Below are 21,876 nucleotides of genomic sequence, written 5' to 3'. Positions count from 1 at the left end.
TAGCTGCTTTTAATAGCTCTATTATGGCAAATAAATTAAAAATAGGCCTTTTAGAATTTGGCATAAGAGAAAACTCACTCAACAATTCTAAGAAATCATTATACGATATCATCGACTATGCTACAAGAGCGGATGAACTGGGTTTTTCCAGGTTTTGGGTTACCGAAAACTATTTTTCAAAAGCCCATGACATGGCGTGGTCTACTCCTGAAATGCTGATTCCCATATTATTAGGATTAACCGAAAAAATCAAAATAGGAATTGCAGGCGTTATTCTTCCCTTGCAAAGCCCATTCAGAGTGGCTCACAATTATAAGCTGTTATCCAGTTTATATCCCAAAAGATTAGACCTTGGATTTGTAAAAGGTCTGGTTGGTGAATATGATCTTAAATATTTTAATGTAGATGTAGATAAAGAAAACTATTTTTCTTCTTTTCTTCCTAAACTGGAATCTACACTCAGCTTTTTAAGAGATGAAAGTGAATTTCTTGAAAAAGATCTCATCATTCCTCCTTACAAAGGGAATATTCCGGATGTATGGTATATGGGATCATCACACTCAGGTTTAAAAGTTGCTTTGGAGAACGATCTCAATTTTGCAAGATCCATATTTCATGGAGAATCAAATAAGGATTATCTTAAGGAAGAGCTGCAAAACTTCAGAACAGAATATAAAGCAAAACACGGAAAAGAGCCGTCCATGGTCCTTACATTTTCCGGATGCTGCCATAAAACAAAACGTAAGGCGATTAATGTTGCTAAAAAGAGTACCAACAATGATATAAGCAATATAAGCCTTGTAGGAGACGGAAGTTTCTTTCACGAAAAATTGCTGGAATTTAAAGAACTCTACGGATATAATGAATTTATGTTTAACAATATCTCGCGTTCACATAAAGATTCCCTAACAGCTATTGAAATATTAAGCCAATATGTATAAAGATAAAATTGACTTCTTTTTAGCCCAAATTTCAGAAAAATGTAATCAGGATAAAGGTGAAAACATCACGTTCAGCCTGGGAAACGGATACTACTCATTATTTTACAACAATGATGTAGAGATTGAAAAAATTGAGGATCTCATTGATATGGCTTCAGAAGCTTCTTACTCATCATTTGCAACCGGAAGCTTAGCCATTATTTACTTTATGAGGCTTTTACACAATGCTGATATTATTACAGATGAAGATATTGACAGTCTGGAAGAAGATTCTATTGAATTTTTTCTTGAACTGCTTTCTGCCGCTGCAGATAAAAAAGAATACGATTTATTTACCGGCCTGATCGGATTGGGGATTTACTTTCTTGAAATTAAGAAATTCGATGCCGTAGAAAAAATAGTGTCTCATATAGACCAACTGAAACATGAAAGAAACCAATCCATCTTCTGGATTGATCATATAGTAAAAGAAGAGAACATCATTGACCTTGGTCTTGCCCACGGACAGCCTTCTATCCTATCTTTTTTAGCCGAATGCTATCACAGAGGATGCAAAAAAGAAACCTGTGCAAAACTGATCAGTGGAAGCGTTACCTTTCTTAAGGAACTTTACGAAGAAAATAAACAGGCACAGCACATATTTCCTTCAAAACTTAATATTGCAACAGGTGAAAAACAGTTATCCGAGAGACTGGCATGGTGCTATGGCGACCTGGGAGTTGCAATCGGGCTCTGGAAAGCGTATACCGTTTTGCAGGACGAAAACCTGAAAGCAATGTGCCATCACCTTATATTGAATGTATCGAAAATAAAAGCAGACAAATCCGGAGTATTTTACAGTCAGAAAAACGACTGCATAGACACAGGAATATGCCACGGAACCGCGGGAATTTCACACATATTCAATAAATTCTACAGAATATTTCAAGACGAAGAACTGAAAGAAGCACACAATTACTGGATGTCTCTTACTCTGAACCAGCTGGAAAAAGGAGCCAAATTCCCTTATGATCTTAAAAATGACGAATGGGTAGAACATACAGGGCTATTGGAAGGTATTTCGGGGGTAGGAATGGTATTGCTGGATTATCAGTATCCCGAAAAAGCAAAGGATTGGGATAAAATTTACTTAATGAATATAGGATGAAATACAACGATATAGAAAAACTGAGCTTTTACCTGCTGAGAACACCGCTTCTTCCACAAAAAAGCATTGATCAGTGGGAGGAGGATATCCATACAGAAAGCTTTCGCAATACCATTTATCTGTCATCACCGGATTTGTATGAACAGCTCATCAACTGGGAAGAAAAAAAACTGTCCGGAGAAAAAGCGGATAAGATCAAAAAATCACTGCTGAAATACTGGCTAAGAACCCATTTCAGAACCATCCCCTTCGGAACCAATGCCGGAATAAGTAAGGGAGAATGGAGTGACCGTACAGAAATCATTCTGGATAAGGACCAGGATAAGATATTTGCAAGACTGGATATGCAGCTGCTGCATGATATTACGGTAAAACTGGAGGAAAATATGCAGGTCAGAAAAGTCTGTCATTTCTATACCAACAATACGATCTACAGCACCAAAAATAAATACCGCTATATTGAGCCCACCATCAGGGATTCCGGGTTGAAGTATGAAATTATTTCCACCGAAAAAAACAAATACCTGAATTCTATCATAAAAGCCTGTAAAAGCGGCTTGAAGCTTTCTTCCATCATAGAAATATTAGTAAACCAGGACATTTCTTATGAGGATAGTTTCGACTATGTTAATGATCTTATAGACTCAAAAATTCTTATCAGTGAGCTTTCACCAAAGGTTACCGACAAGAATTTTCAGGATTTTATCTATCAGTTTTTAAAAGAACTGAACATTCCCGCTGATGAAGAAAACAAAGAAGATGCAGCATTAATCCGCAGTTTAATTACCATATTTGAAATTGTACAGAAAGCCAATAAAACCAATACTACATTTCTTGCAGTTGATCAGATTTCTGAGATCTTAAATTCCATAGGAATCAAAAACCACAAAAAAAATATCCTTCAGACCGACTTACTGAAGGGCAAAACATCCAATACGCTGGATAAAAATATTTTTAAAGATTTTAAAAAGGTACTTTCAACAGTCTTTCAGATCGGCGCACCCGACAATATTGATTCGCTGGAGAATTTTAAAAAAGAATTTACTGCAAGATATGATCAGCAGGAAATTCCGGTATTGTTAGCCCTTGACCCGTTATCGGGAATTAACTATCCGCTACATTCGGATAATGACAACCCCACTCTGACGGATGGAATCCAGTTTAAGTCTGAAAACACAACCAATGTCATTCAGGGATCCCTGAAATGGAATCAGTTTTTGGGAGAAAAGCTTATTAATGCCTTAAAAAACAATGAGAATGTAATACAGATTACGCAGGAAGAAGTTTCTCCATTTTCAGAGGAGAATAAAAACATCCCGTTCTCAATGTCTTCGCTTGCCCATATCTATGAAGATGAGGAGGGAAAACCTGTTATCTTTCATAAATTCAGTGACGGACCTTCGTCTTCCACTTATCTGGGACGTTTTTGCCATATGGATGAACATCTGGAGAAATTGGTACAAGAAGCTTTGGTGGAAGAAGAATCATTCTATGACGGGCAGATCATTGCTGAAGTGGTACACAATCCTCAGCCGAGAGTCGGGAATATTACCATCAGACCTCATCTAAGAAAATATGAAATTCCCATCATTAACCGCCACCACGCAGACAGCGAGCCTGTTTATCTGGAGGATCTTATGATTTCGGTGCAGAATGACAGAATTGTTCTCCGTTCCAAAAAGCATCATAAAGAAGTAATCCCAAGTCTTTCATCGGCGCATAATTACAACCTGCATAAAGTACCGATGTATCATTTTCTGTGTGATCTTCAGTACCAGCATATGACGCCGTCTTATAACTGGAACTGGGGAATGTTTGTGAATTACGAATTTCTGCCCAGAATTATGATGAATAATGTGATCCTTTCCAGAGCATCATGGCTGTTGGATGATCAGAAAATATTCAAGGGAAAGAAGCCTGATATTCAGGTCTTCAAAGAGTATCTAAAGGAGAAAAACATTCCTGAGGTCTGTGTTTTTACCGAAAAAGATATGGAACTTCCGGTATTTACCAACAATCCTCTTTCGCTGGAAATTCTCTTTGATCATCTGGTAAAAGAGAAACAGATAAGAGTGCTGGAAAACCTTTCCGATCAATATAAAACGGTAACCAGAGATGAAAACGGGAATCCTCACAGCAATGAATTTCTTATCCCCTGGCATAATGTAAGCAGCCAAAAGAAATCAAAACTAACACCTTTTCCTGTAAAAAATACGGTTGTGCGAAATTTCGTACCCGGAAGCGAATGGCTTTTCTATAAGATCTATTGCAGCACAAAGGTTTCGGACCAGATTATTAAAGATACCATCTATAAATTCGCCAACGGACTTGTCAGAAAAGGAATTATAAAAAAATGGTTCTTTATCCGTTACAGCGATCCGGACATGCATATCAGAGTGAGGTTTCTGACTGCATCTCAGGACCATACCCTTTCCAGCCAGATTTACCAGTTACTGGACAAGTTCCTGACCCGGGAAATGATTATTCATAAAATTATGCTGGATACTTACAACAGGGAAATTGAACGCTATGGCGAAACTACGATAGATCAGATGGAAAGCATTTTTTACTTCGACAGTGAATGTGTCTGCCAGCTGTTGAAAGAAACTGAATATACAGAAACTCCCGTCTGGAAAGCTGCCGCAGCAGGCATCAACCGTATTCTTGACGATTTCGGGTATACGATGACAGAAAAAAGAGACATCCTGCAACAGCTTGCCAATGGATACGGAAGCATGCTGGATGATCATTCTAAACAGACTTTGAAAGATAAATACAGAGATCACAGGCATCAGACCCTGGAACTTCTTGCGGGTGCACATGAATTTTCTGAAATTCTGGATGTAAGAACTAAAAAAACCGCCCGTTATATTACGGAGATTAAAGAACTTCAATCTCAGCAAATGGTTCAATCATTGGTGGTAAGCTATATTCATATGTTTATCAACAGAATGTTTGCTTCAAAACCGAATATCCACGAGTCTATTCTGTATTATTTTTTACATAAAAGCTATGACTCATTGCTGAATATTAAAAAACTGACATAAAATGACCAGAATCGCATTAATAAACTGTTATTTTGGCAAAAGCTGGCCTGAGTATTTCAATCATTTTTTATACAGCTGCAAATACAATCCGGATGTTGATTTTTTATTATTCACCAATCTGGAACCGCCATTTCATTTACCGAATGTGCATTTTATCAGGATCAGCAGCCTCGCCGAATTCAGTACAATAGCCAGTGAAAAGCTGGGTCTTTCTATCAGCGTTCTGGACGGTTACAAACTATGTGATTTTAAGCCAACCTATGGCCTGATATTTCAGGACTATTTAAAGGAATACGACTTCTGGGGATATTGTGACATTGATATTATCTTCGGGAATATCCGGTATTTTATCACAGAGAAAATACTGAAGAAATATGATGTAATATCGCCTCACAAAAACTATCCGGCCGGATTTTTCACTTTACTGAAGAACAATGATCAGTGCATCAATCTTTTCAAAAAGAGTAAGGACTATGCACATATTCTTCAGAATACCCGCCATTTCTGTTTTGACGAATGTAATTTTGAATTTAACCTTGTTCATTCCAAAGATATCACTGAGATCCCGACTGAAATTGAAAGCTTCACACTGGTTGTCCGGAAGCTTGAACTTCAGAAAGAAATTAAATATTATCACAAAAACATCGTTCAGGAATTCGTGTACTCCGATGTCACCCATCACTGGGTGGAAGGTAATATTTTCAATACGGTGACTGAAAAACAATACCTTCTGATTCATCTTATCAACCTTAAAGACAATCCTTATTTCTTTATAGATCCGTTTGATGCGAAGGGTAAATTTTCTATTTCACCTCGGGGAATTCATTACACCTCTAACAAGATTTCCTATCCTATAAAAAAAATCCGGAGGAAGATAGAGAAAAGAGTCACCAATACACGTTACAGGTTTTTACTGATGAAATCTAAACTTCTTGCTTATACTCAGAAACAGCATGTCAATTTCCTGGAAGAGCAGTCGTATAAAATCGGGAAAACCCACATTACCTTTTATCCGCAGGATAAAAACAAACTGATTATTATTAACGAAGGCGAAAATATGCTTCATTATAATCAGTTTTCTCTTTACCAGCTTAAGGGCAACCAATGGATCGGTGTAAGCAAAAAGAATATCAGCACCATTGATTTTCATTATAAAAACGGAGAAAATATTCCGTATAAAATAAGCATTAAGAGTATACAGAACAGGATTACGGAGCATGCCTACTATATCTATTAAAAACCTTCAGCATTTATGATTGGAAAATATGAGTATTTACTGTCTTTCAACTTTCTGTTGAATAAATTTGTAAAGCAGCATAAAAAAGCAGGCAAAATACGAGATTATAACATCCCAATAGAAGATTATAATTTCTACAGCTTTTACAATATACTACAAAATGACTTTGATATAGAATCCATGGTCGTAAGGCTTGATGACTGGAATGATATCGAGGAACTCAGTTTTCCTGCAATTGCATTCTTAAAGATCAATGGGGGAATTTTTGTACTGATGCACGATTACAGGGACGGAAAAGTATTTTGGGAAAGCAAAGAATACGGAAAACAGGTCAATACATTCAGTCTGTTCAAAAAGATCAGCGATCAGGTATTTCTGATTTCTTAGCTGTTTGAGGCCAATGAACAAAAGAGGCTGTCTCACTTTTGAGACAGCCTCTTTTGATTTATTTTAAAGTTCTTTTCTTAGTCTTGCGACAGGAATATTGAGCTGTTCACGATATTTTGCAATCGTTCTTCTCGCAATATTATATCCCTGCTCTTTCAGGATGACCACTAATGCATCATCTGTAAGCGGCTTTCTTTTATTTTCTTTACTGATCACCTCCTGAAGATGGGTTTTGATCTCTTTGGTAGAAACTTCTTCTCCATCGTCATTCGTTAAGCTGTCAGAGAACAGATCTTTAAGATATACAATACCGTTGGGGGTATCTGCATATTTACTTTTAACAACCCTTGAAATGGTAGAGATATCAAATCCTGTAATATCGGCAACATCCTTCAGAATCATTGGTTTCAGCGATTTTTCATCACCGGTGATGAAATAATCCTTCTGGAACTTTACAATGGCTGTAATGGTCTGCAATAACGTATTCTGACGCTGATTAATAGCATCAATATACCATTTTGCAGCATCCAGCTTTTGTTTAATAAATAAAGCAGCCTGCTTATGTTCGGATGAATTCTTATCATGAGAATAAGTGGTAAGAATATCCTTATACTCTTCAGAAACTCTTAGCGTAGGTGCATTCTTGCTGTTCAGCATAGGAATTACCTGACCGTCCTTCACCTGAATCACAAAGTCCGGAATAATTTCCTGATTAATCGTAATGGTCTGGGTATCAAAATTTCCTCCTACTTTAGGAGACAGTTTTGAGATTTCATCCAGGGCATCTTTCAGATCATCTTCTTCAATATCGTATTTCTGAATGATCTTATTGTAATGCTTATTTGTTAAGGCTTCAAACTGATGTCTTAAGATGTTGGCAGCCAGAGACACCGCTTTGTCTGAGCTTACTTTCTTTTCAATCTGCAATAATAAACATTCCTGCAGACCTCTTGCTCCTACTCCTGACGGATCAAGCTTCTGAACATAGTTTTCGAGGATGTCCTCTACCTTTTCTTTTGTAGTGTAAATTCCCTGCGAGAAAGCCAGATCATCAACAATAGATTTAATTTCTCTTCTCAGATATCCGTCTGTATCTAAGTTTCCGATAAGATATTCTGCAATCTTAAGATCTTCTTCACCGATATTCACCAGGTGGATCTGTTCTGTAAGATAATCATATAAGGACTGCCCTTCTGTAAGAAGACTTTCGTTATCAAACTCTTCGTCATCCGGAGAGTAGTTGCTGGACGCGGTTTTATAGCTGGGTTCATCGTCATAGATATATTCATTGACGTCGAAATCTGTTTCAATGCTTTCCGTACCCTCATCCTGATAAGCATCTTCCAGAGAAGAATAATCATCCTCTTTAGAATCTTCTTTCGCAATTTCCAAAGCCGGGTTTTCTTCTAACTCTCTCTCCAACTCCTCTTCAAATTCAAGAGTGTGAAGCTGAATAAGCTTCATCAACTGGATCTGCTGAGGGGCAAGCTTCTGTCCTAATTTGAGTTGTAAGTGTTGTTTAAGCATATTCTTCTTTGCGTTTTAACATAACATATTCTACGAATTTAATAAATTTATTTGATAAAAAACACATTTAGCATGATTTTTGCATGAGTTATCCTAATATAATAAACTATTAAATAATAAAAAAAGCCTTAATTTGTGATTAAGGCTTTTTTTATTGTTCTAGAATTCAGCACTTTTCGGTGTTCTAGGAAAAGGAATTACGTCTCTGATATTCGTCATTCCCGTTACGAAAAGAACCAGTCTTTCCAGTCCCAAACCAAAGCCTGCATGAGGAACAGAACCAAATTTTCTGGTATCAAGGTACCACCAAAGCTCGTGTTCATCTACATGCATATCTGCCATTTTCTGTTTTAAAACATCTAATCTCGCTTCTCTTTCTGATCCGCCGATGATTTCACCGATGCCCGGGAATAGAACATCCATGGCCGCAACGGTTTTGTTGTCATCATTCAGTTTCATATAGAAAGCTTTGATTTCCTTCGGATAGTCAAATAATACTACCGGACTTTCAAAATGTTTTTCAACAAGATATCTTTCATGCTCAGACTGAAGGTCTGTTCCCCATTTTTCAACAGGGTATGCAAATTTTCCTTTTTTGTTTTCTTTAGAGTTCAGTAAGATTTCGATAGCTTCAGTATAGCTTACACGCTTGAAACGCTTAGCCACTACATTCTGAAGTTTTTCGATAAGCCCCTCTTTTGCTCTTTCTTTTTCCGGTTTTGTCTTTTGTTCTTCTGCAAAACGGTTGTCTAAAAATTCAAGGTCATCTTTACAGTTATCCAATACATACTGGATCACATATTTTAAGAAATCTTCCGCAAGGTCGATATTGTCTTCAAGGTTGTTGAATGCCACTTCCGGCTCAATCATCCAGAACTCAGCAAGGTGTCTTGTAGTGTTAGAATTTTCAGCACGGAAAGTAGGTCCGAAAGTATAAATTCTTCCTAATCCCATAGCGGCAGTTTCTCCTTCAAGCTGTCCGGAAACGGTAAGGTTGGTTTTCTTACCGAAGAAATCCTGTGCAAAATCAATTTCTCCTTCTTCTGTTTTCGGCATGTTGTTCAGGTCAAAGTTTGTTACTCCAAACATTTCACCGGCTCCTTCTGCATCTGCTCCCGTAATAACCGGAGTGTTGATATAGAAAAACTGGTTCTGGTTGAAGAACGAGTGAACTGCGAAACTTACAGCATGACGTACTCTGAACACGGCTCCGAAAAGGTTGGTTCTGAATCTTAAGTGTGCCTGCTCACGAAGTTTTTCAAGGCTGTGTTTTTTAGGCTGAAGAATTGTACTCTGAAGCTCTTCTGTAAAGTTATCACCTAAAATCACAATCTTCTTAGCAATAATTTCCACAGATTGTCCTGCTCCCTGGCTTTCTACCACTTCTCCTATTACTTTAAGAGAAGAAGCTGTACTGATATTCTTGATGATCGTTTCATCAAAATTTTCGAAATCAACAACTATCTGCAAATTATTAATCGTAGAACCATCATTAAGCGCAATAAAGCGATTAGCACGGAAGGATCTTACCCATCCGTAAACTGTAATGTCATGATGTAATACTTTCTTGTAATCCTTCAGGATTTCTTTGATCGTTTGCTTTTTCATTTGTTGATGATAAATTTTTTGTATAAAAATTAATGTCTGCAAAGTTACAAAAAAACAGCGCAACTTGATGATTGCGCTGTCTTTAAAAATCATTTAACAAGCATTTAAACTTTCAGTTCAGGAAATTCACCTTTTTTCTTCTGCCTTGTCTTCTGCATTTGAAGGGTACATTTCCACTCAATACTGTCCTGAACTTCAATAAAATCCGTATGGGCCCGGAATAGCCGCTTTTACACTATCACTTTTAAAAGAATAAAATTTTATTTACTCTGAGCTTTCATGGAATTAGTTTTACTGAAATGGTTATTAGTTTTTTAAGTGATAACGCTTTGGCAATTACCCGGCCCCACATCCATTTTTAACACTATACTTACTTTTAAACTATTGTGGCGGATTCACCACCGGATTTTGCATTCAAATGCTTCTGATTTTTAAATAATCACTACACTTTATATTTTTAAACTTCTGAACAATGATCTCATTATTACTATTATTTTCTGGTGGTTTACTTTACATTTTCATCTTCGCTGTAATTAATTTTTATGATACAGTACCTGGCCTGATTTGTAAAAAATCAAAAGCCCGGAACTGATCTCTTGTATTGTGCACATACACAATAAATGGCTGTGTTTTTACCTGAAGCAAAGATGCATTAAGCAATATAATGATGCAAGGGTATGGTTTATAGATTCATAAATTTATATACCTAAAATCATGAATTTATAAACATAAATAGAATGAAAATCAGTAAGTTAAACTTATTTTCCGGTCATATTTTCAATTTCTTTCAGATAGACAGAAAGAGGTGTTCCGGTTCTTTTTTTGAATGCTAAAGTGAAAGCCTGTTCGTTATTATATCCTAATTCTTCGGCAATAAAAGGAATTTTATAAGACCTGAATTTTCTGTCATTAGCCAGTCTGCGGATCGCATAATCTATACGAAGATCATTGAGGTACGTGGCAAAGTTCTTCCCTTTGTGGGTATTGATAATTTCCGACAGATATTTTGAGTTGGTTTTAATCTTTTTAGCGAGACTTCCCAGCGTGATTCCTTTGTTGAGAAACTGATCCTTGCTTTCAAAGATTTCAAGCTCACCTAAAATAGTCTGGGCAACATCTTCAGAGATTGTTCTGGTAGCTTTGTCTTCTGCGTTTCCTGTATTTTCCAATGAAAGAGGTTCGGAGAAGGTTTCTTTTTCCGGTTCAGATTTATAGTCTTTATCAAATTTTCTCTCATTAACCGACAGGATCAGGTCCTGTGCAATCTTTTTATAGTTCTTTTCAGACTTTTTATATTTAAAATAAACGTTGATGAATAGCAGATGGGATATCAGCAAAAGACTTAAGACGATATAAAAAAGACTTTTTCTTTTCGTAAGCTCATTCGTAATGCTTTCTTTTTCCTGCTGAAGCTCAGGGGTATCATATCTTCTCGGAAGTTCTCTGGAAATGTATCTGAACTGGTTATCCAGCACCTGATCTACTTTCAAAAACCTTTCTACATAATATAACTGCTTTTCCGTATCGCTTTTTTCTTTGTAATAATCAATAAGATAGGTATATACATCCCTCAGCTCAGGATAGATGTAGTTGGTTTTAAGAACCATGGAATCTATCCTGCTGAAATAGTCTACGGCCTTTTCTTTCTGCTGAAGACCAGCATAGGATTTTCCCAAATAAAGAAGGGTATAATGCTGATTTCTTTTACTGCCATTATTGTTGGTGAAGAAATATTTTTCACATTCCAATAAGCCGTCAATGGCTTTCTGGTATTTTCTGGAATGCAGATTATAATATCCCAGCAGTCCGAGATTCTGATAATAACGGTAAAGGTCTTTATGTTTTCTGGAATTCTGCAGCCCATCCTGTATCAGAATATAAGCTGAATCCATTTTATTGATTTCTATATAGGCATCTGCAAGATTCAGTTTAAGAGAATTTTTCTCGTCTTCATTCATATAGTCGGCATCATAGGCATAATGCTTCAGTACTTTTGCTGTTTCTTCATGCTTTCCGATATAATTATTGAGGTAGGCTATACTGATATGAGCCATGGCAATCTGCCTCTTATTTCCTTTTTCTTTTGCATACTTCAGTCCTAGGATATAATTGTTCAATGCAGACTGGAGGTTATCATTCCGAAAATAAAGATTTCCTCTTAACAGATAAGTTCTTGCCGGATAAATATCTTCTTTGGAATTTTGGGTGATGTATTGTACACTGTCAAGGTATTTTAATGCAGCAGGAACATTTTCCTCAAAATGGAGCATGATATATCCTTCTGCAATATGAGCGGTATTTTTTTCAGATTTTGCTTTTTTCAGATAATGTTCTGCAATACTTTTACTGTTGGCATCTCCCGCACGGTGTCCATAGAATTCTTTTTCCAGTTCATCATAAGTGTGTACTTCCAGAGTGTGCTTTCCATCATTATTGGTCTGTGCCTGGCAGAGCACCCACCCCATAATCAAAAACAGTAAGAGATATTTTATTTTCATCATTCATCCTAGCTATATTACAAAAATATTGTTTTTCTTCAGTAGATGCATCACTCTCAGTACTTTTTTCCGTGAATAGGGAATAATTTTATTAAAACGTATGCTGAAAAACAAAAAGAGAGTACAATATAAAGACTGCACTCTCTTCAGCAATCATTTCCATTCTACTCTGCCTTCCATATAATATACTCTTCCATTATCTTCGTAAAGAAGATCATATCCCTGAGAGGTCAGGTAAAAATGACAGACTTTCATTTCGTTATTTTTTTCTTTAAACTGAATAACCGCCGGACACATTTTTGCCCGATCCATTCTTTTCACTAGCAGATCAAAGTTCTTCTGAATATTCTTTTTACTGTACAGAGACAGCATACGGTCATCAATAAAACGGACATATTTCAAGGAGGACAGAGGGTAACTGATCAATTTAAAAGGCTGCCCTGCCAGTTTTGCCGCATTTTCATTGAAAAAATTGGTGATCGAAAGACTGTCGGCCGTGATTTTCTTCACCACGCTTGATTCATATCTTTGCCCATCTGCAAATTCCATACTGTAGATGGCTTCCATTTTAATAGCAAAGCCTTTCCCGGATTTTCTTAAATCTTTAAGATCTGTAAATTCTTTTCCTTTCCTGATGACAATCAAAACATTTCCTTCTCCAAAATTACAGTCATAATATTTTTTATAATCAAAAGGTTCCTCCTGCTGGACATTCATTGTATCATTCGTTGTATGTTGTGAAAAAATACGTAGTGAAAACAGGAATAAAAAGGACAATATCAGTTTATAATTTTTCATGATTGTTAGGTTTAATGGTTTATATTATTTAAAAGACCAGGTTGATTCCTTCTCCATGACGGAATCCTTTGATAGGAAAAGGTTTGTATGCATTGTACTCAAAGTTGTAGCCAAGTTCTAAAGAGAAAAAATGATAAAAATTTATTCCTATTTTGGGTGAAACAGCATAGGGTGAAACTCCGGCTCCAACATATACTGCTGATAGTAAGGCTCCATCTTTAGAGGAAACCACTTTTCTGAAATAATCAAACTCCGGAATCACCAGCAGTTTTCTTTCATCCCACCAGTTAAAGTGTCCTCTTAAGCTATAATAATTCTTATCACCATCCGTCAGTTTTGTTCCTATTGACAGGAAAGTTGTACGATTCATTACAGTTCCTTCAATTCTGGTACTGAGAAGAATGACCAGCCATTTTTTCTCTTTAACTTCTTCATACTGAGCTTTCAAAAAACCGCAAAGAAATAATGCAGTGATTACAATCAACCTTTTCATGACTTCTTATTAACTTTCTGTTTCTTAAAATTCCAGTTGATCAAAGGAAGCTTTCTTCTTCCGTTTTCATTCCATCCGCCAATTTGTATACCTCGGAAATCTTCACATTTATTATACATACCGATTTGTATTCCCCTGCATTTATTACCGATATTGGCCAGTGGTGCGATAGTAACGCCCTTCATCTCATGGTGCAGATTAAAAAACGGAGACACAGACATTCCGTTGGTTACTGCATAAGTGTTCATATTACTTGAAACATTGATCTCCAAACCATTAGTAACCGTGGGTTCCATATTGATGAGCGAGAGCTGAAGTCCATTGATGGTATTCATCTTCTCACGCGGAACAATTACATAATCACCATTGCTGGGTATTCTCAGGTTGAACAGCATTAACGGCGGCAGAAAAATGCCCAGAAAATTGAACCCCATTCCCAATCCGTTTACTTTTTTAGGTTTAAACTGATTTTCCTCATCATTATATTTAAATAAAATTCCATTGACATTTCGGACGTTCTTTGAGGGAGAAGCTGCTATTAATCTGGGTTTCAAAGAATCAACTTTTAAACTGTCTGATGCATATGCCAGACTGCCGGATAAAAGAACTGCTGTGAATAAAATTCGTGCTTTCATAACTCGTTATTTTAAAATTACAATTCAAAATTATCAGCAGAAGCCCTGGTTCCAAATGTGAAAAAAAATTAAAAAAAATATCATGTTTGCGAAAATCACAAAATACGGGTTGGAAGTTATTTTCAGTGATCAATACTAATAATCATTAACATGACATTTCCTTTTTACCAGCTTCAAGCTCCCCCCTTTTCAACCGTTGTTCTCACAAAAAATCCTACATTTGTGAAAATCACAAAACTATGCACCAGGAAGCCTTATTAAAAGAGATTCGGAGAAAAATTGGTGAAAAATCTTTAAATGATGAGATTGCCAACATCCTTAATATCAGTTATGACGCAGCTCACAGAAGGACTTCACTAAAAGCTAAGTTCAGTTTTGAAGAAGCACTGGAACTCGCCCAATATTATCAGATTTCACTGGATCAGTTTCTGGGAACGGAAAACCAGCTGGTTGTCAAGAGAACACAGCCCGTAAGAACTACCGAAGATCTTTTAAATTATTTTGAGAACTCTCTGAAGATTTTGAATGTTTTTCAGAATATTACCCACTCCAAAGTATTTTACTCTGCGAAGGACATTCCGTTTTTTTATACCATTTCAGATTCAGTGCTTTCACGTTTCAAGTTTTATGTCTGGATGAATTTATTGAATCAGGATAAGTTTTTAAGTCCGTTTCATGAATTTAATATGGATTATCACTCTGTAAAAAACGATCTCCTGAAAGACCTTTATGATAAGCAAAACGTTACTGAAATCTGGAATGACACCACCATCATGAGTGCTTTAAGACAAATATCCTTCTATTACGAAATGGGATTATTAAAGAAAAAAGACGCGGATCTTATTCTGAAAGATCTGAAAACATTATTGGAAGGGCTCGAAATTAAAACACTGGAAAAAACTAATTTTCAGATTTATGTGAATGATTTAGTCATTTTAAATAACAGTATTTTATTCAAGAATGAAGAGCAATGTTCTTTTTTTGTGCCTTTCAGCATGTTCGGATATATGATGACCAATGATAAAATAACCTGTGAAGATTCTCTGAGCTATTTTGAGCATCAGATCAAGAACTCCAGGTCGCTGAATGAATCCGGAAACCGGGAAAGGAAAATGTTCTTTAATAAAATGTATGAGCAGATTGACCGGTTACAGCAAAATTTATCCTGAACCGTCTTTTCCATCCCATTCACGATTTGGATACATCATTCCCCGATTCGGCTACATTTCCCTTTTCGTAACTTGCCATCTTTGTACCATCATTTAAACAAAAAAATATTTAAAAATGGAAACAAAAAAAGTATGGTTCGTGACAGGAGCTTCGAAAGGCTTAGGATTCGAATTGGTAAAAAAATTACTATCTGAAGGGTTTCAGGTTGCTGCTACAAGCCGTACCGTTGAATCCCTGATCTGCACCATCGGAGCGGTTTCAGAAAACTTCCTTCCACTTGGTGTCAACATTACAGACAATAATGAAATCAAATCTGCTATTGAAAAAACAGTGAATCATTTCGGAAGAATTGATGTGGTTGTGAACAATGCAGGCTACGGACAAATCGGAACGCTGGAAGAGCTTACCGACGAAGAAGCAAGAGAAAATTATGCCGTGAACGTTTTTGGAACATTGAATGTGATCAGAAACGCAATGCCCTATCTTCGTGAACAAAAATCAGGAAATATCTTCAATATTTCTTCTGTGGGAGGATATTCTGCTAATTTTCCGGGCTGGGGCATCTACTGCTCTACAAAATTTGCTGTTGCGGGATTTACAGAAGCACTGGCTGAAGAAGTAAAAGATTTCGGAGTGCATGCTACTGTTGTTTATCCCGGATATTTCCGCACCGATTTTTTAACCAAAGACTCTGTGAAAACACCTGCCAACCCAATCCAGGCTTATGAAGCAGCAAGAAATTCGGAACAGGCCCACCTTAATGAGATTAATGGAAATCAGCCAAATGATCCGGAAAAAGCAGCCGATGTACTGATCCAGATCAGCAAAGAGAAAAATCCTCCCGTACATTTATTACTGGGAGTAGGAACACTGGAATTTCTGAATAACAAAATTGATATTTTAAAGAAGGACGCGCAGAAGTGGGAAAGTCTTACCGTTTCTACGGCCATTTAAATCTGATAATTTCTTCAACTCCGTTCAGCAGGGCATCTGAAATACAATTTTAGAAAAGTTAGTCTGGCCGGGGTTGAAGGCTTTTAAAATCAATATATTATACTTTTGTAAAAACAGCTAACTTTGCTCTTATGAAACAGCCTGTTCATTTTAACACTATTTCGGATTTTCATGCTTTCTGTGGTCTTCCTAATCCTGAGCATCCGCTCATCAGCGTCATAGACTACAGCAAAGTGCGGTATGTTGTAGACAATGAGGAACTGAAATGGATTCAGAATTTTTATTCAATCGGTTTGAAAAAGAATGTTACTCCAAAGTTCAACTACGGACAGCAACCGTATGATTTCGATTCGGGAGTGCTTTGCTTTGTTTCACCACAGCAATATTTGAGCCTTGAAATCAATCCTGATATAGACGTGGAACCTACCGGTTTTTTATTGCTTATCCATCCTGACTTTCTCTGGAACACGTCATTAACGAGAAAAATAAAATCCTATGATTTTTTTAGTTATAAAGTAAAAGAAGCCCTTTTTCTTTCGGATAAGGAAGAAAAAATCCTAATTGATCTGTTTAAAAATATTGAGCGGGAATATCAGACCAACACAGACAGATTCACGCAGGAGCTCATCATTGCCCAGATTGAATTACTGCTGGTGTACTCTGACCGTTTTTATGAACGCCAGTTTTTCACGAGGAAAAAATCCAGTCATGAACTGCTGTATAAGTTTGAAGATATTCTTTCCCAATATTTTGAAAGCGGCAATCTCCTTGAAAACGGTATTCCATCTGTGAAATGTATTGCCGATCAGATGAATATTTCGCCTAATTATCTTGGAACACTTTTGCGTCTTCACACACAGCAAAACACCCAGCAGCATATTCAGAATAAATTAATAGAGTGTGCTAAAGAACGTTTGAGTACAACCAGTCTTTCTGTAAGTGAAATTGCCTATGAGCTGGGATTTGAGCATCCGCAGTCTTTCAGCAAGCTCTTTAAACAGAAAACCAATCAGTCTCCCGGAGAATTCAGGAAAATGTTCAACTGATAGACCTGCATTCACAAGACTTTGAACTGAGAATAATATTTGGATATAATCTAAGGATAATAGAAAGGAGCGTACGAATTAAGCTTTGCTTATTGCAAATTATTCGTCTTTCTTGGAAGGAACAAGAAAAACATCAATAAGACCTTCAGGAAGCTCCATTTTGATTGTTCTTTCTTCTCTGTCAACGTCAAGAATCCAATCTTTGATCATAGGAATCACCACTTCTTTTCCATCCAGATTGGTAATGAAATACACCTGCGCCGTCTGATCGTTTACGGATCTGATCACTCCGCAGTTGTTATCATCCTGATCAAAAATTTCAAACCCGATGATTTCGTGGTAATAGAATTGTTTTCCTGAAAGTTTGGGTAGTGAAGCAAGCGGAAGGTAAACACTTTTGCCCAACACCTGATCTACCATTGCTTCAGAAGAATTTTTGAATGCAATATTGAGAGCATCCAGTTTGCTCCATGATGATTTTTCAATAAAAAATGGAACCAATAATCCGTTGATTTCAACGAATATTGATTCCAGTTTATTGTAAAGCTCGGGCTGATCGGTATCCAATTTAAGGATGACGTTACCCGCAAGTCCGTGTCTGCGTGTGATTTTACCTAAAAAATAGCAATCTTCTTTACGCATAACAGGGTTTTGTTCTTAAGCTTCAGTGTTTTCTTCAGTTTCAGCAGCAGGAGCCTCTCCTTCTGCAGCTTCAGCAGCAACTTCTTCAGCAGGTGCGTTAGCAGCTTCTTCAGCAGCTTTAGCATCAGCCTCAGCTTGTGCAGCAGCAGCAACTCTAGCTTCGTTTACTTTTACTTCAGCTTCTAAAGCAGCTTTCTTAGCATCAGCTTTAGCCGTTGCCAAACCTTCTACTTTACCTTGTACTTTAGCATCTTTAGCTTCTACCCAAGCATTGAATCTTTTTTCAGCTTCAGCTTCGTCAAAAGCACCTTTAGCGACACCACCTTGTAAGTGTTTTTTGTAAAGAGCACCTTTGTAAGATAAGATAGCTCTAGCAGTATCAGTTGGCTGAGCACCGTTGTTTAACCACTTTACAGCAGAATCAACGTTCAATTCGATCGTTGCCGGGTTAGTAATTGGGTTGTAAGTTCCTAGTTTTTCGATGAATCTACCATCTCTTCTCGCTCTGGAATCTGCAACCACGATGTGGAAAAAAGGTTTTCCTTTTTTACCGTGTCTTTGTAATCTGATTTTTACTGACATAATGTTTGAATTTTACGGGAACTCGTCCCAGTTAAATATTTAAGAGTGCAAAGATAATAAAAAAGTTTGAAGTAAAAAGCTCCGGATACAAACTTTTATGAAATTCATTTTTTCAGGGGCCGGAAACCTGTTTTCCCTTATTTTCTTTCATAAAGAAAAAAAGCTCAACAAACCTTTCGGCCAGGGCATTTATTCCAGATTACCCATATAGAACAATCCAAGACATTTCTGGTTTTCTTCAATAGTAAGAGAGTCTTTCAATCCATCTACAATCTTAGGAGAACTCCAGTAACACCCTATATTATTTGCTGTGCAGGTAAGATACATATTCTGAACCGCCATTGAAGTAGCTGCTATTTCTTCCCATTCAGGAACCATTCCGCTGAAATTGACAACAATGGAGACTACAACATCAGCTTTATTAATTTTAAAACCAATGTCAGCGTATTTTTTTTCTAAAAAAAGAGGCGCTGCTGTGGTTGCTTTATAGATGGCCTGCATTTCTGATGCAAGCTGTACTTTTTCTTCTCCTTTGAATATTTTAAAACGCCATGGCTTGGTCCGTTTATGATTGGGAGCCAGCGTGGCAGCGTGTAAAATTTCCGTCAAAACTTCCTGTGGGATTGCTGTGTCAGTATAATCTTTCGGGAAAATACTCCTTCTCTCCTCTATAATTTCTTTTAAAAGGGTTGCTTTATTCATACTGCAAATTTACAACATGGAATTCAATCTATCTCATTTAAAACGTTAAGGATTTACAGCCAGTTTACGATTTTTATACGCCTGATAATTGCTTATGATGAATGTTGCTGCAATAATCAAAGCGATCAGAATACTCAGCCATTTTTCGTAAGCCTCACCTTTTACAGGATTCAGCATAAACAATGCAATAAAACTTATGGAATATACTACCCCGGCAACGCCCCATCGGCTATCGGGATCAGGATATTCCTTCACCATAATAGCTTTGTTGTAATTAAAAAGAGGAAGCAGTTTATGTTTATCCCAGATGACCAAGATCATGACCGCAATCATCATTAAGGAGGTGATTATCCAGGTTCCTGCAAAGGAAAGGCTGAGGGTGATCAGCCAGATATTACTCAATATAGCCAGAAACATCAATGCTCCCAGTGTGGCAAAGCGCTGTGTCATCAGTAAAATTCCGGCTGTTACCTGTGCCAGTCCTAAAAAATTCCAATAAAAACCGGACTGATACAAGGCTTCAAAAAAATATCCGATTGGGTGATCGGTTGAAATCCTGGTAAACCTGTCTCCCATAAGCTTTATTAAACCCGACGGAAAAAAAGCGGATCCTACAAGATAACGAAGATGAATAATGATCCACTGGCTAATGCTGTCTGTTCTTAATTGCTCCCATTTCATAGTTTAGTATTTTGCATAGCAAGGTACTAAATAAAAATAAAACTCCAAACATAAATCTGAAGTTAATTATTATAATGATGGAAACCATTACACTGAAAAGGGATATTGATGAATCTTATTTAGAGTACCTCTATAAGCTTCTGATGGATTTTATTGAGGGTAAATTCATCACCGGCCTTCATGCCCATCATTTTTTTGGCCATAGGACTTTCGGGAGAAATGGCATAGAACCTGTCTCCTTCAAAAAAGAATTCTCCCAGTGACACGGATATATAAAACCTGGCCTTATTCGTTATCACCAGTGAGCCAAGCTGTACCCTTTCTGTAGTGGTATTCAGAACTTTTGCCATATTTCTTTTGAGATCATTCAAAGCACCCAGCTGCCGCTGCATCTGATAAATCTCCTCCTGCATTTCTTCTCTCATGCTGTCATATTTCGGAGTTTTTTTTATGTCACGACTGGCTTCCAGAGTAAATTCAATAAAATTTTTCAGCTTTTCAATTTTCTCTGCAATGGTAATTTTAACAAAGTCCCGGATATCACTTTTTTCAAATACAATCTTCTCCATATAATCTATTCTTTATATAAAGATAATATTTTTAGACTAATATTACTTTGCTCTGCATAAAATAACGTTCATAAAATAGTTATTATTTATAAAAAATATTTTTTAGCTTTGCCGCTTTTAAAACTAAAATCATGTTTAAAGCACCATTTTCATTTGATGGAAGAATCAGAAGGACAGAATACGGATTGTCCTATCTTCTGTATACCGTATTTTCTGTACCGTTCAATATTTATTTTCAAAGCAACGAGCCACCCGTGGGTGTTACCATTGTGTTTTTCCTTTTACTTATTCCATTTCTATGGTTTTTCATTGCACAGGGCGCCAAAAGATGCCATGACAGAGGAAATTCAGGATGGTACCAGTTAATTCCTTTTTATGGCTTCTGGATGTTGTTTGCAGACAGTGATCACGGTCCTAATGAGTACGGTCCTAACCCGAAAGGTGAAGGAAACTATAACTCGATTAACGAAATCGGGAAGAAAGAATTGTAATAAAAAAAGCCTTGTCAATTGACAAGGTTTTCATTTTATTTTTCAGCTAATTTCTTAAGATTATCCAGCCCCTGGCCAAACATTTTATCCATGTTATTATCCATCATAGGTTTCATAATTTTCATGATGGTGTTCAGTTCATTATCTATCATCCAGGTTACTCTTGTTCCACTCCCTTCACGTGTCAGTACAATATTGCTTTTAGCATTTCCTTCAAAAGGTTCTATAAAGTGAAGTTGGGTTGCCATTTTTTGATTAGGGATGAGTTCGGTGATAGACTGCTCACCTTCCCCTACATTTTTATCACCCTTCCAATGATAGGAGTCTCCAAGCTTATCTCCTTCTCCTGAATAGGTAATGACAATGTTCTTATCTGTCTTGGAGAAAGGATCCCATTGGTTATATCCTTTTAAGTTCCCCGTATAGGCCCATACTTTTTCCTGTGGAGCATTAATGACAATGGATTTTTCATAGTGATAATCTTTACTGAAAGCCAGCATGGCAATGACAGCATAGATAAGAATCAGTACAATGATAATACCGATAATTTTTAAGAGTGTTTTCATAGTCTATATATTTAAGATTATTTATTTAATCATGATTTTGAAATCGGTTCTCAAAATTAAATATTCCCGCATCACTCCTTCTTTCCATATGACAAGATTAATTAAAGATAAGGTATTTTTGTCATAACTTGACAGTGAGGCATTATTTTTGTCCG

At 36.8% G+C, this 21,876-nt stretch carries 21 protein-coding genes; 9 read left to right on the top strand and 12 right to left on the bottom strand.

The annotated features are described in order from the left end of the window. The first annotated feature begins 23 nt into the window (after positions 1-23). The 5 genes from BLW74_RS02830 to BLW74_RS02810 are packed head-to-tail and all read left to right on the top strand — an operon-like array spanning position 24 to position 6,759. A complete protein-coding gene (locus tag BLW74_RS02830; protein ID WP_089689933.1) occupies positions 24-941 on the top strand; it encodes an LLM class flavin-dependent oxidoreductase in 918 nt (305 codons plus the stop codon). Then, positions 934-2,088, top strand: a complete 1,155-nt coding sequence (locus tag BLW74_RS02825; RefSeq protein ID WP_089689932.1) for a lanthionine synthetase LanC family protein — start codon at positions 934-936, stop codon at positions 2,086-2,088. The genes BLW74_RS02830 and BLW74_RS02825 overlap by 8 nt, the downstream gene beginning before the upstream one ends. Further along, on the top strand, positions 2,085-5,135 hold the full coding sequence (locus BLW74_RS02820; protein WP_089689931.1) for a lantibiotic dehydratase: 3,051 nt from the start codon (positions 2,085-2,087) through the stop codon (positions 5,133-5,135). The genes BLW74_RS02825 and BLW74_RS02820 overlap by 4 nt, the downstream gene beginning before the upstream one ends. Position 5,136: 1 nt before the next feature. After that, positions 5,137-6,372, top strand: coding sequence for a DUF6625 family protein (locus BLW74_RS02815; protein ID WP_089689930.1), 1,236 nt, complete (start codon positions 5,137-5,139; stop codon positions 6,370-6,372). A 15-nt stretch (positions 6,373-6,387) separates the two neighbouring features. After that, a complete protein-coding gene (locus BLW74_RS02810; RefSeq protein WP_089689929.1) occupies positions 6,388-6,759 on the top strand; it encodes a hypothetical protein in 372 nt (123 codons plus the stop codon). Between the two features lie 63 nt (positions 6,760-6,822). Here BLW74_RS02810 and rpoN read toward each other — a convergent pair whose 3' ends face one another. From rpoN to BLW74_RS02780, 6 genes are all read right to left on the bottom strand, one after another. Further along, on the bottom strand, positions 6,823-8,286 hold the full coding sequence (gene rpoN / locus BLW74_RS02805) for an RNA polymerase factor sigma-54 (RefSeq protein WP_089689928.1): 1,464 nt from the start codon (positions 8,284-8,286) through the stop codon (positions 6,823-6,825). A gap of 159 nt (positions 8,287-8,445) precedes the next feature. Then, positions 8,446-9,894 carry an asparagine--tRNA ligase gene (asnS, locus tag BLW74_RS02800; protein WP_089689927.1) on the bottom strand — a complete coding sequence of 483 codons (1,449 nt, stop codon included), beginning with the start codon at positions 9,892-9,894 and terminating at the stop codon, positions 8,446-8,448. Positions 9,895-10,652: 758 nt separating this feature from the next. Further along, positions 10,653-12,395 carry a helix-turn-helix domain-containing protein gene (locus BLW74_RS02795; protein WP_089689926.1) on the bottom strand — a complete coding sequence of 581 codons (1,743 nt, stop codon included), beginning with the start codon at positions 12,393-12,395 and terminating at the stop codon, positions 10,653-10,655. A 150-nt stretch (positions 12,396-12,545) separates the two neighbouring features. Beyond that, a complete protein-coding gene (locus BLW74_RS02790) occupies positions 12,546-13,190 on the bottom strand; it encodes a hypothetical protein (RefSeq protein ID WP_139265684.1) in 645 nt (214 codons plus the stop codon). A gap of 28 nt (positions 13,191-13,218) precedes the next feature. Beyond that, on the bottom strand, positions 13,219-13,683 hold the full coding sequence (locus tag BLW74_RS02785) for a hypothetical protein (RefSeq protein WP_089689924.1): 465 nt from the start codon (positions 13,681-13,683) through the stop codon (positions 13,219-13,221). Continuing rightward, complete coding sequence (locus BLW74_RS02780) at positions 13,680-14,318, bottom strand: LA_2272 family surface repeat-containing protein (protein WP_089689923.1); 639 nt, start codon at positions 14,316-14,318, stop codon at positions 13,680-13,682. Before BLW74_RS02780 ends, BLW74_RS02785 begins: the two co-directional genes overlap by 4 nt. A gap of 239 nt (positions 14,319-14,557) precedes the next feature. On the opposite strand from BLW74_RS02780, the gene BLW74_RS02775 reads away from it, so the two are divergent. The 3 genes from BLW74_RS02775 to BLW74_RS02765 all read left to right on the top strand — a co-directional run bounded on the left by BLW74_RS02775 (position 14,558) and on the right by BLW74_RS02765 (position 17,488). Continuing rightward, complete coding sequence (locus BLW74_RS02775; protein WP_089689922.1) at positions 14,558-15,487, top strand: helix-turn-helix domain-containing protein; 930 nt, start codon at positions 14,558-14,560, stop codon at positions 15,485-15,487. A 115-nt stretch (positions 15,488-15,602) separates the two neighbouring features. Next, entirely contained in the window at positions 15,603-16,442 is an 840-nt protein-coding gene (locus BLW74_RS02770) for an SDR family NAD(P)-dependent oxidoreductase (protein WP_089689921.1), read from the top strand. Between the two features lie 131 nt (positions 16,443-16,573). Continuing rightward, complete coding sequence (locus tag BLW74_RS02765) at positions 16,574-17,488, top strand: helix-turn-helix domain-containing protein (RefSeq protein ID WP_089689920.1); 915 nt, start codon at positions 16,574-16,576, stop codon at positions 17,486-17,488. 99 nt (positions 17,489-17,587) lie between these two features. Here the strand turns inward: BLW74_RS02765 and rimM are convergent, their stop codons facing one another. The 5 genes from rimM to BLW74_RS02740 form a co-directional block, all read right to left on the bottom strand. After that, positions 17,588-18,130 carry a ribosome maturation factor RimM gene (gene rimM / locus BLW74_RS02760; RefSeq protein WP_089689919.1) on the bottom strand — a complete coding sequence of 181 codons (543 nt, stop codon included), beginning with the start codon at positions 18,128-18,130 and terminating at the stop codon, positions 17,588-17,590. Between the two features lie 15 nt (positions 18,131-18,145). Next, complete coding sequence (locus BLW74_RS02755) at positions 18,146-18,712, bottom strand: 30S ribosomal protein S16 (RefSeq protein ID WP_089689918.1); 567 nt, start codon at positions 18,710-18,712, stop codon at positions 18,146-18,148. A 189-nt stretch (positions 18,713-18,901) separates the two neighbouring features. Continuing rightward, the gene (locus BLW74_RS02750) at positions 18,902-19,414 is read right to left on the bottom strand and encodes a nitroreductase family protein (protein WP_089689917.1); all 513 of its coding nucleotides are present in this window, start codon (positions 19,412-19,414) and stop codon (positions 18,902-18,904) included. Positions 19,415-19,459: 45 nt separating this feature from the next. Further along, on the bottom strand, positions 19,460-20,095 hold the full coding sequence (locus tag BLW74_RS02745; RefSeq protein WP_089689916.1) for a DoxX family membrane protein: 636 nt from the start codon (positions 20,093-20,095) through the stop codon (positions 19,460-19,462). 119 nt (positions 20,096-20,214) lie between these two features. Further along, complete coding sequence (locus tag BLW74_RS02740) at positions 20,215-20,664, bottom strand: GreA/GreB family elongation factor (protein ID WP_089689915.1); 450 nt, start codon at positions 20,662-20,664, stop codon at positions 20,215-20,217. Positions 20,665-20,795: 131 nt separating this feature from the next. Here BLW74_RS02740 and BLW74_RS02735 point away from each other — a divergent pair, with 131 nt between their 5' ends. Further along, the gene (locus tag BLW74_RS02735) at positions 20,796-21,155 is read left to right on the top strand and encodes a DUF805 domain-containing protein (RefSeq protein ID WP_089689914.1); all 360 of its coding nucleotides are present in this window, start codon (positions 20,796-20,798) and stop codon (positions 21,153-21,155) included. 35 nt (positions 21,156-21,190) lie between these two features. Here BLW74_RS02735 and BLW74_RS02730 read toward each other — a convergent pair whose 3' ends face one another. Then, positions 21,191-21,721: an SRPBCC family protein gene (locus BLW74_RS02730; RefSeq protein WP_089689913.1), complete on the bottom strand. Its 531-nt coding sequence runs from the start codon at positions 21,719-21,721 to the stop codon at positions 21,191-21,193. Between the last annotated feature and the right edge of the window lie 155 nt (positions 21,722-21,876).

The organism is Chryseobacterium culicis, assembly GCF_900108365.1.
GTDB classification, from domain to species: Bacteria; Bacteroidota; Bacteroidia; order Flavobacteriales; family Weeksellaceae; genus Chryseobacterium; species Chryseobacterium culicis.
This window is presented reverse-complemented; position numbering and strand designations above follow the sequence as displayed.